Here is a 13,044-nt window from a genome sequence, read left to right as displayed (position 1 = left end):
TCAGTTACCCCCGGTTGCAACATTTTGTCGCAAACGATCTGACTAGTCCATCCACCTGGCATACACTGAGCCACGACCCCACGGGAGCCCACGGCACGGGCTGAGAGGGAGCTGACGCCGCTCCGACCGTCCGAACCTGTCCGGATCATGCCGGCGAAGGAAGAGAGGACCTTAGGCATGTCTGCACCCACCGATTCATCACCACGCCCACACACCGTTCACGGCGAAAACCACCCCAAGCACCACGAAAAATTCGTGGAAAAAGATGGACTCCGCGTGCCCTACACCGAAGTCAGTCTCGACGATTCACCCACCGGCCCTAACGAACCGGCCCGCATCTACCGCACGATGGGACCCGAGGTCGACCCCACTCGTGGACTCCCCGACCTGCGAACACCCTGGATAACCGACCGAAACGACACCACCACCTACGAAGCACGCGGCAAGAAACTGGAGGATGACGGGCGCTCCGCCGTCAAACGTGGAGCATCGTCACAGGAATGGCACGGCACTACACGCCGGCCCGTTCGGGCGAAGAGCGGCCACCGCGTCACACAAATGCACTACGCCCGGCGCGGCATCATCACTCCCGAAATGAAGTACGTCGCGCTGCGCGAACAATGCTCCCCCGAGCTTGTTCGGGACGAGGTCGCAGCCGGACGTGCAATCATTCCCGCTAACGTCAACCACCCCGAGTCCGAGCCGATGATCATCGGGCGTCGGTTCCTCACCAAGGTCAACGCCAATATCGGGAACTCCGCGGTGACGTCGTCGATCAACGAAGAAGTCGAGAAGCTACGGTGGGCGACGAAGTGGGGCGCGGACACTGTCATGGACCTCTCAACTGGCGACGACATCCACACCACGCGCGAGTGGATTATCCGGAATTCGCCTGTGCCTATCGGTACCGTTCCTATTTATCAGGCGCTGGAGAAGGTCAATGGTGAAGCCAACGCTCTGACCTGGGAGATCTTCCGAGATACGGTGATTGAGCAGGCCGAGCAGGGCGTCGACTATATGACCATTCACGCCGGGGTACTGCTGCCCTATGTGCCACTCACGGCGGATCGCGTCACCGGCATCGTGTCCCGCGGCGGTTCCATCATGGCCGTGTGGTGCCTGGCACACCACAAGGAAAGTTTCCTCTACGAGCACTACGACGAGCTCTGCGAAATTTTCTCCCACTACGATGTTGCGTTTTCTCTTGGCGACGGGCTGCGTCCTGGGTCCATTGCCGACGCCAACGACAAGGCGCAGTTCGCTGAGCTGCGCACGCTCGCCGAGCTGACGCGGCGGGCCTGGGACTACGACGTTCAGGTCATGGTTGAGGGGCCGGGTCACATTCCGCTGAACCTCGTCGAGCAGAACATCCGCGTTGAGCAGGATTGGTGCCACGGGGCGCCGTTCTATACGTTGGGGCCACTGGTGACCGACATTGCCCCTGGGTATGACCACATCACGTCCGCTATCGGTGCGGCCACTATCGCGATGGGCGGGACGGCGATGCTGTGTTATGTCACGCCGAAAGAGCACCTGGGCTTGCCCAACCGTGACGACGTCAAAACGGGCGTGATTACGTATAAGATTGCGGCCCACTCGGCGGACGTGGCCAAGGGGCATCCGGGTGCGCAGGCATGGGACGATGCCATGAGTAAGGCACGGTTTGAGTTCCGGTGGAACGATCAGTTCGCGCTCTCGCTCGACCCCGATACCGCGCAGGCCTACCACGACGAAACATTGCCCGCCGAACCGGCGAAGACCGCCCATTTCTGTTCCATGTGCGGGCCGAAGTTCTGCTCCATGCGGATTAGCCAGGATATTCGCGACGCTTATGGCGAGACGATGCTCGGCATGCCTGAGGTTGGTGACCCGATGGGTGAGACGGCCGGTGACCGGGCGGATGTGGAAGCGGGCATGGCGAAAATGGCTGAAGAGTTCCGTGCCCACGGATCCGAGCTCTACATGCAAGAATCCAAAGCGAAAGACACCGCTGAGGACATCGACCATGATCTCGCGGACATGAGCGCACACCGCCAGTAGCATCGCGGATAGCAACCGCCCCGAAGCGTTGGCACCTTCGTCGGTCCACAGCACTGGCACACGACGAATAGGACGATAGGACACGAATGGCCTCCACTGACACGGATTTCCGCCTCTACCTGGTCACGTCTGGGACCGACCGGCACACTGTTGACACCGCGGCGAAGGTCGCGGCGGCTGGGGCCGGCGTCGTCCAAGTGCGCGCGAAGGACCTCTCCACGCGGGACTTGCTCAGTCTTGTGACGGAATGTGCCACCGCTGTTTACCGGGCAAATCCTCACACGAAAGTCGTCGTCGACGACCGAGCCGACGTGGCCTACGCTGCTCGACGCGCCGGGGTCCCTGTCAATGGCGTTCACCTGGGACAAAATGATCTTCCCCCGGATGCGGCCCGCGACATGCTCGGTCCGGATGCTCTCATTGGGTTAACGACCGGAACCCTGCCGCTTGTCGAGGCCGCGGAAGAGTTCCACAGCTCGCACCCAGGAGTTATTGACTACATCGGTGCGGGCCCTTTCCGGCCGACGCCAACGAAGGATTCGGGCCGCGCGCCCATCGGTGTTGACGGTTATCGGCCGCTCGTCGCGGCGACAACCTTGCCCATTGTCGCCATCGGGGACGTAACACCCGACGACGTTGCGGCGCTGAGCACTACCGGTATCGCCGGGTGCGCAATGGTGCGAGCGTTGATGCACTCTGATAACCCCGGCGAGTTAGCCCGACGTGCGTTGGACAGTTTCCGTAGCGAGTGAGCGCGGAAATGGGACGATTTAGCTGCTACCGAGGTGTTTTAGGCCCCTAGTTGCGCCCCTCGTCGGAACTGGTCATTGGCCGTCATTGTCCAGGCGTTGTTTCATCACATCTATTTGTGAAATGACTTCATTATCGGTGGGCCCGTTATTCGGGCGGAAAGCAGAAAGCACCTGATCAGTGTCAAAATTCGCTTGCTGCCCATTATGGGAAGCACTGCCCAAATAAATGTATGACAGCGACTGATTGATATCCCTGAATATTGTTTCCTTGTCAAGTGAACTAGGTGCTACTACATGACGTTGGTCCTGTAAGCCTACAGACAAAACATCATCGTGTTTCACATCGAACACCGAGTTCACCATTACAAATTTACGAGGAAGATCGTCCCGGTATGGCGTTTCTTGATATATATCATCCAGAGTTGCCGCCATGGGCTTGAGGTAACCGGAATTTGGTGCCGAACTGCACACTTTAATCGAGAATTTTTCGGATGTTGAACACGATGAGAAACCATATTCTTCATCCCAAGCACGATCGACGCTCGTGGAAGAGCCCACAGGAACTGATATAAAGAACACCACACCAAGGAATAAACACAGTGGTGCTATCCAGATGCCTCTGAACAGAGAGCCTAGAACGGTGCCAATCACGCACGACACCAGTAAGAACCCAACAATCATCAAGAAGGTCGGGGTCCCCGCCCAGAGTTGCCTGATAGTAACGCGATAAGAAACCCCGGATAGAATGGCTCCGACAAAAGAAATCGCTATTAACACTAATGCCAGAATGACGAGGGGGATAAACGTGCTTAACGCGGATATGCGAAAAGCGCTAACTAACCTCTCTATACGACTTCTGGGGGACGTATCCTCCCAATCAGCATTTCCACTCCGCCATCGTGACTGACTAGATATCACACTGGCGCATAGAGTCGCCGGAGAGAAAAAGAGTATTAAGACGGTCAGCGCTTGCACCATCAAGAGTTGTGGACTACCCAGCCATGACGATGCACTCGCCAGGGGAGCGACAACCGAAAAGATGATAAGAATCAGCGCAATCGGAATTGCGTATGACGCTCTCAGTTTTCCTTTCAGCACTATCGAGGAGTAATTCTTGGTGCTGCGGAAACCCGTTAGGGAACGAGATTCCTTGTCTTTTCGCCTCTTCGACCATCCTTGAACATAGATAACAGACCCCAGGGCCCATATCACGATAACAAGTAGCGCGCTGAGGTTCGGCTGTCCACCAGGCATAACAAAACTGCACGGTGCACGTAGAGCACCCCAGAGACCGTGCCCGATAGACGGCTCTAATGGCCAACTAAACGTGAGAGACCCAAGAACCGCGAATACTGGAAGTACCCAGATAAACGTCTTTTTCAGGACGTAGGTGGATACTAACCCCAGGCCAATAAGGCCGATGTCGTTCCTTATGACCGTAAGAGAGCCATAGTCTGAGAAATCTCCCCAAAAACACAGCAACCCTACTAGAGCAGCCCATACGGTTACTAGGGCCAGGAGTATTAGCCGTCTATTTCGAATGGGCCGCGGGGAGACACGATCAAAGTCATCCTCATGAGTGAATACAAAGAGGAGTGGAATCGATGTCAGAGCCGAAACCCACACAGTGTCGATATCGACAGAATTTCCGTTCTGCTCTAGCAATATCCACGTGGCAGTTTTTACAAGAAGCGAAAGTATAAGGGACGTCAGAAAGAAGTAATGAACTCTATTATGACGTAGCCACAGACCTGTTCCGGAATTCATGATTCCAGCAGATCTAGATACATCGTGTTGAGTTTGTTGATGTCTCTTCCTGCTCCGAATTTTTCCCATGGCCCCGAGTATTCTTTTACCCCGTTTTTCATAATCGTCAGGGTGTCTGCATTTTCAATGACATCTTCGACAATGTGTGTCGAAATAATTACCGTGGAGGATTTTGACGAATGATGAAGTATTCTCTTGCACGCTGCCCGCTGGGATAAATCGAGCCCTGCCGTTGGTTCGTCGAGCAGGATTACCGGTGGCGATGAAACGAGAGCGGATGATATTCCAACCCTTCGTCGCATACCACCAGACAAATGTTTGATGAGTGAATCGGCTTTATCCACCAGACCTGCGAGTTCTATCAGCCTATCGACCTCATGGGGGACCTTATGCTGTGGGACTTTCCTCAGCCAACACATGTATGCGAGGTGTTCCCACACGGTAAAGCGTGATTTTTCGAGATTGTCCTGAGGGAGGTAGCCGACCAAACCACTACGTGGATCATTAACCCGGCCATCTATATACACACTGCCACTGCTCGGCTGAGTAAGCCCGGCTATTGCCCTGAGCAGGGATGATTTCCCTGCACCATTGGGGCCGAGTAATGCATGAAATCCGGTATCGACATTTAAGCTGATGTGATCAACCGCGATATGCGAGCCGTATTTCACAGTTAATTGATCAGTTGACAGTTTCAACCAAATTTCCTCCTCAGCTTTTTAGCCAGGCTACCCTACAAAAGACGGTGACATTTAGCGTAGAGCTTTTTACTTCGCTTCGGAAGTCTAACCTCAGAGCCCGACTCCTACTGCTGCTCCCAATAGAAAACTTGCTCGTCATCGACGGTCACCACTGCACGATCCGGGGCCCGACTAATCATCGTCCGCAACGTCTGATTCTGCGGCGATGGGTTCTGCAGCTCTTGGCGCTCCGGCGTCTGGTCACCCTCCGGCTGCCCCGTCACAGCAAATGTGATCGTGTGATCTTCAACGTTTTCCACTTCAAGGTCGCCATGTGCAATCCACGGATGGTCCCGACGAATCCCAATTAACCGCTGATAAATCTCATGCAGCCATTCCCCCGTCGGCAATAAATCTGCTGGGGAAGCCGGCAGGGGCGGTCGAATGTCGGCGTCGGCATACAAGCCATCCTGCTTTTCACCCCGAAAGCCCTGCTCATCGCCGTAATAAATGCTTGGCATACCGGGCAGCGTCAACTGCGCGACGGCAGCGAGCACCGCGCCGTTATCCCCCACCACCGAAGCAATGCGCGATACATCGTGGTTGCCAATGAACGTCAACGGAAGGATCGGCCGCTTGTCGGGCTGATTATTAGCGACGGCTGCGCCCTGCTCCACAAAGGTCTGGTGGCGGCCGAGCGCGTGGTCCAGCTCCCACATGTTCGCGTTTTTAATGCTGCTCCAGATGGCCTGCCACACCTCATATTGTGTGATCGAGTCCATGTGGGACTGCGCAGCGAACTCGATGTACCCGCCCTGTTCCTCGCCGTGGATGATTTCACCGAGGAACACGGCATCGGGATAGTGGGCGCGCACGCGGTCGATAACGGTCCGCCAAAATTCGGTGGGCACGGAGTACGCGGCATCGAGCCGCCACCCGGTGATCCCGCGATCCAACCAATACTCCATGATCTCCACGACCATGTCGGCTACGCGCGAGTCCGAATGGTCCAGCTCAGCCAGGTCGAGGTTCCCCTCCCACGGGACCGACACGATCTCCCCGTCGTGCGTGTGCGTTTTCACCGGAGTCTGCTCGGCCCCCGCACGCGCGCGCTCAATCGACTCGGCCACCAGCGGATGCTGCGTCCCCACGTGGTTAAACACACCATCCAGCATCACCTTGAGGCCGCGCTTCGAGCACTCCCCCATCAGGTGATCAAAATCGTCCAGTGACCCTAACCGTGGGTCGATCCGCAGGTGATTCGTGGTGTCATATCCGTGCGCCGTCGACTCGAAAATAGGCCCGAGCAAGATCCCCGAACAGCCCAGCTCAATGGCATAATCCAGCCAGGCTTCCAGTCGCCGTAATTTTCCAGGCTTATCGACGTTGTGCTCGGAGTTGGCCGCGGATGGAGCGTGGTCGGGCGTCGGCGCGTCGGACCGTTCGTTGTCCGGTGTTTCTCCGTCGGATGGGTCGTCGGATTGGGGGCTGAACATGTCCGTTCCGCACGCTCCGAGGGGGTAGATCTGCCACCAAAGCGCGTAATCAAGCGTGTCCATCGAGCCCTGCCTGCCTATCCGACTGCATTACCAACGAGTGCGGACGGGGTGCCGACCCTACGTCCCACTACTCTTCGAGCTTACGTCAGATACCGGACATACTTCGGCGCTTATTGCTCACTTGTCGTCCCTTGGCTTATCACCACTTGTCATCCCCATCGACGACGATTGACGCAAGCTTTGACGACGATTGACGCGCGGTGTCGCAACCTATTTCGCTACCGCTTTCATTGCTGTGATACCTCCGGCCAGTGAGTACACCGGAATGCTCAGCGTTTTCCGCAGAATGTCGGCCGCTTGCTGACTTCGGGCTCCACGGGCGCAGTACACGGCCACCGCCGTCGCTGATTCGGGAATACGTACCGACGCTGCATCGGCTTTCACTACACCCAGGGGAACATGAATATCGCGTGGATTGGCATCAGCGGGCGCAGTACCACCCGATTCGACGTCGCCATCCAGCGTGATGCGCTCAATTAAACGCTCGTGGTCTTCGCGGACGTCCAGGAGCACGTGGGTGTCGTCGGCAAGAAAACCGGGGAGATCCGACGGTGCGATGTCCCCAGGGGCGTCGGGCTGATCCTGGGGTTGGTCACGACGGCTCCGACGCTCTCCTTCTACCGAGCCTTCTACCAAGGGATTTCGGGTTGCCACTTCACACGCCGCCCCTTGGTTAGATGACGCAGCCGAGCGACGAATCCTCGTCGCCGGTTCACGCGACGGATCACGACGCAACCGCAGCGTGCGCGTCGACGCTGACGTGGCGTTATACGTCAAAACTCTCCCCACGAGGGGCTCACCGATACCGCCCAGGACCTTCAGCGCCTCGGTGGCCATGAGGTTGCCGATTACGGCCGTCGTCGCACCCAAAACGCCTGCTTCCGCGCAGGTCAGAACCGGTTTCGTCGGCGGGCCGTCGAAAAGATCGCGAAGTCCGGGGCCGTGAGGAGCCCAGAACACCGAGACCTGCCCCTCGTAGCGCAGAACAGCACCCCAGACCAGCGGCGTTTCCGTCATTTCCGCCGCGTCGGCCGCCACGAACCGGGTGGCGAAGTTGTCGCTGCCGTCGATCAGAAGATCGTGCTCGCGGCACAACTGCTCCGCGTTACCGGGGCCGAACCGCCCTTCTGTACGAATGGTCATCGAGGGGTTGAGCGCGTGCATGCGTTCGCGGGCAACGTCGGCTTTCGGGCGTCCCACGTCGTCGACACCGAAAAGTGTTTGCCGCTGAAGGTTAGTGAGGTCAACGACGTCATCATCGCAGACGGTGATACGCCCATTCGTGCCGACACCCGCCGCGGCCAGCGCGTAGAGCAGCGGCGACCCCAATCCACCTGCGCCGATCACGCACACCCGCGCGGCGGCGAAGCGCTGCTGGACGGCTTCATCGAAGAGTGCCAGATGACGTGCGGTACGGACGCGTTCATTATGCGGGAGAGGCGTGAGTCGTTCGTCGGGAATTAGTCGGGGCAGCTCGGCACCGGAGCTAGACGGCCCATCGTGGGACGGACTGGAGCTAGCTGGGCCCGTACTAGATGACGACATCGGCCCATGCCCTCCCCTCCAGCGGCGAGGACGCCACAGCATGATGCCGCTTCGGAATCCTCCCCGCCTGATGCGCCCAATAACCAGCGCGAACACCACTGGCCATCGCCTTCGCCATCGCTTCCGGATCGTGGCTGCGCGTAACGGAACTGGCCACCAGCACGGCGGAGCATCCCAACTCCATGGCCAGCGCCGCCTCCGACGCCGTCCCCACACCCGCATCCAACACCACCGGGATATCGCCGGCTTCTTTCACAATCATTTCGATGTTGTGCGGGTTGAGAATCCCCAGGCCCGTACCAATCGGCGAGCCACCAGGCATCACGGCGTCCACCCCCGCGTTCACCAGCCGGCGCGCAACAATGGGGTCGTCGTTCGTGTACGACAGCACGTGGAATCCGTCGTTAACCAGCTGTTCTGCGGCGTCGACAAGTTCGACAGCATCAGGCAGAAGAGTGTCGTCATCGGCAACAACCTCGAGCTTGATCCAGTCCGTATCCAGCGCTTCCCGCGCCATTTTCGCGGTCAGCACGGCGTCTCGCGCCGTTTTGCAGCCGGCCGTGTTGGGCAGGATGTGGACATTGTGCCGGCGGAGCATCCCGAAAACGTCCGCTTTTCCTGCTTGGTGCCGACGCATCGCGACCGTCGCCACGTTGCTTTCCGACGCCACCAGCGCTTTTTCCATGATATCTAGCGACGTCATTCCGCCCGTGCCGAGGAACAGTCGCGAGGTGAGGTCCCGATCGGCCAGTGCCCAGTGATCGGGGTCGCCTACGTGGGCGTCGGGGGATGGGGCGTCGTCTACGTCCGTCGGTGTGATGTTCGTAGGATCATCGTCCCTGGTTGCGTTGTGTGTCATTGCCTAACCTCCTTGAACAGCGGTGAGAAGTTCGATGCGATCGCCGTCGCTAATGGTGACGGTCTGCCAAGTGGATTTCGGAACGATCTCGTCATTAATGGCGACGGCATAACCGTCGAAATCATCATCGCTAGCGGCGTCATTGCTGGTGGGCGAGTGCTTCGCGGTGTTGGCGAGAGCAGTGAGGTCGGCGTTATCGCCGTCCTGTGACACGGCTTTCACGAGCGACCGGACAGTGAGACCGCTTGTCGCCCGGTGCGATGTGCCGTTCAGTTCGATGGTGATCGTTGGACTGGAGGTGTTTGTCATTATTTCCTCTGGGGTTCCTCTGGTTTGTTCGACTTCGTTCATGACCTGTGGTGTCTGGTTGGCGGGCTGAGTTCACTGCGCTCAACGCTGGGTGACGTGCGCATTTTTCCTACGCATTGTTCCTACACATCACGGTGAATATCCGTAGCAGCAAGAATGTCGCTCAAGGTCAGTTCCGGAGTATCGTCATCATCCGCCCTGGTAAGGAGTTCGTCAGCGTCTGCTAAGCGCTTTTCTAAGGAGCCGTGTTCGTCCGTCATCGAATCCGCAGCTGCCACTAAGGCTTGCCCAACCACGGCACCGGACTCACTAGCAGCCGTTTCCCTGCCAGCAATAGCAAGCGCCGCCCCCACCCGGGCGCCCAGCGCAGTCAACAGAATGCCGTGGCGGAAATAGCCCGTGGAAACAACAGCGCCGGTACCGTCGTCGATGCCAATATAAGGCAGGTCATCCGGCGTGCCCGGCCGAGCACCCGCCGTGATCTCCTCGATCGTGCATTCGCGAATCCCCGGGCAGATAGTGTCAGCATCGCGCATGAGGTCCAGCGCGCCACCCACCAGCGGCTGACCGCGGCCGTCCTCCCGGCTCGTGGCCCCCAATACCAAACCGCCATCGATGCGCGGCACCACGTACACCGGACGATCCCGGACAAATCCCCGAATTACCGATGTGACCAGCGGGTCGAGTTCCGCCGGCACGCGCAAACGGAGAACGTCACCCCACACCGGACGCAGCTGCAGGTACGGGAAGAACTCGGACGCGCCGAGTCCATTGACGACGATGGTGACGTCGTCGGGATTCACGTCGAAAGGAGTGGCCGATCTCTTCACGATTTCCACGCCACGATTCTTCAGCGCGCCGATAATGAGGTCGCCGAAGACTCGGGGATCGATTTGGTGATCGCCCGGGATATGCACGGCACCGGACAGGTTCGGGCTGAGCGACGGCTCAGATTTCCGCAGCTGGCGAACCGTCACCTGGGTGGCCTTCATGCCGAACGATTCCTGGAAATCTCGCGTCTCGGCGAGGTGCACACGATCGGCAGAATCGGCGGCGACGACGTAGGTTCCGTCGCGGCGAAAACCAGTCATGTGAGGATCGTCGGGGTCGGAATGAGCTGCGAGGGCGACACGTCGGACGAGGCTCGGATACCACAGCGCGGATTGACGCATGAGGGGGACCAACGCATCCTGCTGATACTGCATCTCTGCGGCCGGGGCTAACATGCCCGCGGCGTGGTGGCTCGCCCCCGACAGCGGAGCAGGATCGAGAATCGATACCGAGCACTCCGGATCGAGTTCAGTCAGTTCAAACGCGGTGGCCAGCCCCACAAGACCAGCGCCGATAATAGTGATGTGCCGGGACATAGGCTCCTTCCCTCCGGCGGCATTATCCGCATCAGGTTTACGGTCGGCGGCGATGCCCGCCCTCTCAGCCCACATCACTGGGCTCCCGTAGGTCGACGATGTCGATGTTAAGTTTTCTATGGTTAGTGTCCATGTGTTTTCGGCGGATACTGCTTGAGCATCCACGTGACTCGATTATATTCCCCGGTGGGACATCGTGAGTTTGTAGATGAGAATCGCCGGTTCGGGGGTGGCGATCATAACCTGATTGGTGTTTTCCGGTCGGGAGTACATAACCTGCACAATGCTTATCAGAATAATGAAGCAAATCTGGGTAGTCTTGGATGTAGCCGAACCTACTCATTTCTTATCTTTCGATAACGCTCCGGTTTGATGGTGGAGCTTTTCGGCGGGGCTGAAGAAAACACGTCGCAATATCAGTCAACGTGAGCATGGTGATGAAATGATGTACGTAAAGGAACTTTCTTCGCGTCGACGTGGTGCAGTAACTTCTTTATTCATAGCTGTTGCCACTGCAACTATGCTCGCCGGATGCTCTTCGCCGTCAGATTCATCGAATACAGAGAATGCAGAAAGCGCTATTTCGACGACAGGCGCAGAGCAATCTTTGAGCGAAGAGTCACATTCCAATACCTCGAATTCGACGAAGCCCTCCACCGACCATTTCGTGAATAGTGATGGAACGTGCAACCCCGAAGTCATCGATATCAATCACGAGAAAAATACTGCGGAGACGCACTACCACGGCCTCCCCGGTGATCAGGTGGCGATGAAGTTTTACGACATTAATGGAAATAATATAAAACAGACTGAGAGTGGCTTTTCAACAGGAAAAACAGGTGAGGGGCCACTTTTCGTCACCGGAGTTGCCAATGCCGATATCAGCTATATCGGCATAAAAATTGAACACAAAGATGAGGAATCCCAGGAGTGCAAAATTCTGGTGGACTAACACGGGTGGGCTAGTCCTAGTGGGGCGAGAAGAGTTATCGTTACTCTCGATTTTTCTGGAAATAGCGAACTAGCGCACCCCCACCACGAATCACAAAGATAAGAGCCACAAAAACTAGCAATTGGAGAATAAAGCTCTTACCTTCCATGACTTTCGCCATGATTCCCACTGTAACCACTACACAAATGACAAGTGTAAAAAATACTCCTAAGCTAGGAACACCAAAGAACTGCCTAATTTTCTCTGCCACGAGTAATCTCTCCTTACTATTAGAGTTTGGCCCAGCTTATAGACATTGTTTTATCGCAGCAATAGGATCTGGAGTAGGAGAGCGCCGTACACACCACCTACACAACAACTGCGTAGCAACACGTCACGCCGACGAAGGAACACATCATGACATCCCCCTCATTCCCCAGCCGAACCAACCATCCCATCTCTGAGCAGGTCGTTTTGGTCACCGGCGGTGCCCGCGGACTCGGACGAGCAATTACCGAAGCATTCCTCCGCGAGGGTGCGCGCGTCGTCGTTAATTATTTTTCCAGCGAAACAGCTGCACATGGCATCAAAGCAGCTCATCCCCATCGCGCGCTAGCAGTACACGGCGATGTGCGTAAAAGAAGTGACATGGACAGCATTTTCACCGCAGCGCGCCAGACATTCGGAGAACCAATCACCACTGTGGTTAATAATGCGCTCACGAATTTTTCGTTCAATGGGGATGCCCGCCCACACGCCGACCATATTGATTACGAAGCATTCCAATCTCAATTTTCCAGTGCAGTTCAGGGAGCTCTCAACGCCATCCAAGCAGCGCTTCCCAGTTTCACAGAGGCCCGCTACGGGCGCGTCATCAACATAGGAACTAATCTATTTCAGGACCCCGTCGTGCCCTATCACGATTACACAGCCGCAAAGGCTGCTTTACTGTCACTCACTCGAACGTTCTCGACCGACCTCGGCCCCAAAGGCATCACGGTCAACATGGTTAGTGGCGGTCTTCTGAGAACCACCGACGCCAGCGCAGCCACCCCCGATGATGTCTTCGACGCTATCGCAGCAAACACCCCGCTACGCTCCGTCACCACACCCGAGGAACTTGCCGACGCCGTCCTCTTCTTCGCCTCACCGTGGGCGCGGGCCATCACGGGGCAAAACCTTGTCGTCGACGGCGGACTAGTCAAAAACTAGACCATCAATCGCGGGCATCTACG

12 protein-coding genes and 2 riboswitches are annotated in these 13,044 nt (G+C 57.2%); of the genes, 4 read left to right on the top strand and 8 right to left on the bottom strand.

Annotated features, from left to right (window positions below; all coding sequences use genetic code 11):
- The first annotated feature begins 70 nt into the window (after nucleotides 1–70).
- Nucleotides 71–179: riboswitch (TPP riboswitch) on the top strand.
- Together thiC and I6J23_RS05475 are read left to right on the top strand one after the other, a co-directional pair.
- Nucleotides 178–2,040, top strand: a complete 1,863-nt coding sequence (gene thiC, locus I6J23_RS05480; protein WP_204581225.1) for a phosphomethylpyrimidine synthase ThiC — start codon at nucleotides 178–180, stop codon at nucleotides 2,038–2,040. Its footprint overlaps the riboswitch before it by 2 nt.
- A gap of 86 nt (nucleotides 2,041–2,126) precedes the next feature.
- Nucleotides 2,127–2,792 (top strand): thiamine phosphate synthase, encoded by a 666-nt coding sequence (locus I6J23_RS05475; RefSeq protein WP_204581224.1) that lies wholly within the window; start codon nucleotides 2,127–2,129, stop codon nucleotides 2,790–2,792.
- Nucleotides 2,793–2,864: 72 nt separating this feature from the next.
- On the opposite strand, the gene I6J23_RS05470 is transcribed toward I6J23_RS05475, so the two are convergent.
- The 7 genes from I6J23_RS05470 to thiO form a co-directional block, all read right to left on the bottom strand.
- A complete protein-coding gene (locus tag I6J23_RS05470; RefSeq protein WP_204581223.1) occupies nucleotides 2,865–3,569 on the bottom strand; it encodes a hypothetical protein in 705 nt (234 codons plus the stop codon).
- A gap of 986 nt (nucleotides 3,570–4,555) precedes the next feature.
- Nucleotides 4,556–5,257, bottom strand: a complete 702-nt coding sequence (locus tag I6J23_RS05465) for an ATP-binding cassette domain-containing protein (RefSeq protein WP_204582820.1) — start codon at nucleotides 5,255–5,257, stop codon at nucleotides 4,556–4,558.
- Between the two features lie 107 nt (nucleotides 5,258–5,364).
- Entirely contained in the window at nucleotides 5,365–6,735 is a 1,371-nt protein-coding gene (locus tag I6J23_RS05460) for an alpha-amylase family protein (RefSeq protein ID WP_204582819.1), read from the bottom strand.
- A gap of 273 nt (nucleotides 6,736–7,008) precedes the next feature.
- The gene (locus tag I6J23_RS05455; RefSeq protein ID WP_204582818.1) at nucleotides 7,009–8,343 is read right to left on the bottom strand and encodes a HesA/MoeB/ThiF family protein; all 1,335 of its coding nucleotides are present in this window, start codon (nucleotides 8,341–8,343) and stop codon (nucleotides 7,009–7,011) included.
- A complete protein-coding gene (locus I6J23_RS05450; protein ID WP_275431242.1) occupies nucleotides 8,330–9,202 on the bottom strand; it encodes a thiazole synthase in 873 nt (290 codons plus the stop codon). Before I6J23_RS05450 ends, I6J23_RS05455 begins: the two co-directional genes overlap by 14 nt.
- Before the next feature lie 3 nt (nucleotides 9,203–9,205).
- The gene (gene thiS / locus I6J23_RS05445) at nucleotides 9,206–9,511 is read right to left on the bottom strand and encodes a sulfur carrier protein ThiS (RefSeq protein ID WP_204582817.1); all 306 of its coding nucleotides are present in this window, start codon (nucleotides 9,509–9,511) and stop codon (nucleotides 9,206–9,208) included.
- A gap of 122 nt (nucleotides 9,512–9,633) precedes the next feature.
- Entirely contained in the window at nucleotides 9,634–10,878 is a 1,245-nt protein-coding gene (gene thiO, locus I6J23_RS05440; protein WP_204582816.1) for a glycine oxidase ThiO, read from the bottom strand.
- A riboswitch (TPP riboswitch) is annotated at nucleotides 10,870–10,977 on the bottom strand. (Overlaps the previous gene by 9 nt.)
- Nucleotides 10,978–11,320: 343 nt before the next feature.
- Here thiO and I6J23_RS05435 point away from each other — a divergent pair.
- Nucleotides 11,321–11,830 carry a hypothetical protein gene (locus I6J23_RS05435; protein ID WP_204582815.1) on the top strand — a complete coding sequence of 170 codons (510 nt, stop codon included), beginning with the start codon at nucleotides 11,321–11,323 and terminating at the stop codon, nucleotides 11,828–11,830.
- Nucleotides 11,831–11,870: 40 nt separating this feature from the next.
- On the opposite strand, the gene I6J23_RS05430 is transcribed toward I6J23_RS05435, so the two are convergent.
- Nucleotides 11,871–12,080: a hypothetical protein gene (locus tag I6J23_RS05430; protein WP_204582814.1), complete on the bottom strand. Its 210-nt coding sequence runs from the start codon at nucleotides 12,078–12,080 to the stop codon at nucleotides 11,871–11,873.
- A 146-nt stretch (nucleotides 12,081–12,226) separates the two neighbouring features.
- Here I6J23_RS05430 and I6J23_RS05425 point away from each other — a divergent pair, with 146 nt between their 5' ends.
- Nucleotides 12,227–13,021 (top strand): 3-oxoacyl-ACP reductase, encoded by a 795-nt coding sequence (locus tag I6J23_RS05425; protein WP_204582813.1) that lies wholly within the window; start codon nucleotides 12,227–12,229, stop codon nucleotides 13,019–13,021.
- Nucleotides 13,022–13,044: the final 23 nt, after the last annotated feature.

It is taken from the genome of Corynebacterium kroppenstedtii (genome assembly GCF_016894245.1).
Lineage (GTDB): Bacteria > Actinomycetota > Actinomycetes > Mycobacteriales > Mycobacteriaceae > Corynebacterium.
Note: the sequence above shows the minus strand (reverse complement) of the source record. Positions and strands in the feature narration are given on the sequence as shown.

What these genes read in the sequence shown, in the direction of transcription:
- thiC (WP_204581225.1), top strand. Translation starts at nt 178, where the DNA reads ATGTCTGCACCCACCGATTCATCACCACGCCCACACACCGTTCACGGC.
- I6J23_RS05475 (WP_204581224.1), top strand. Translation starts at nt 2,127, where the DNA reads ATGGCCTCCACTGACACGGATTTCCGCCTCTACCTGGTCACGTCTGGG.
- I6J23_RS05460 (WP_204582819.1), bottom strand. Translation starts at nt 6,735, where the DNA reads ATGTTCAGCCCCCAATCCGACGACCCATCCGACGGAGAAACACCGGAC.
- I6J23_RS05455 (WP_204582818.1), bottom strand. Translation starts at nt 8,343, where the DNA reads ATGTCGTCATCTAGTACGGGCCCAGCTAGCTCCAGTCCGTCCCACGAT.
- I6J23_RS05450 (WP_275431242.1), bottom strand. Translation starts at nt 9,202, where the DNA reads ATGACACACAACGCAACCAGGGACGATGATCCTACGAACATCACACCG.
- thiS (WP_204582817.1), bottom strand. Translation starts at nt 9,511, where the DNA reads ATGACAAACACCTCCAGTCCAACGATCACCATCGAACTGAACGGCACA.
- thiO (WP_204582816.1), bottom strand. Translation starts at nt 10,878, where the DNA reads ATGTCCCGGCACATCACTATTATCGGCGCTGGTCTTGTGGGGCTGGCC.
- I6J23_RS05435 (WP_204582815.1), top strand. Translation starts at nt 11,321, where the DNA reads ATGATGTACGTAAAGGAACTTTCTTCGCGTCGACGTGGTGCAGTAACT.
- I6J23_RS05425 (WP_204582813.1), top strand. Translation starts at nt 12,227, where the DNA reads ATGACATCCCCCTCATTCCCCAGCCGAACCAACCATCCCATCTCTGAG.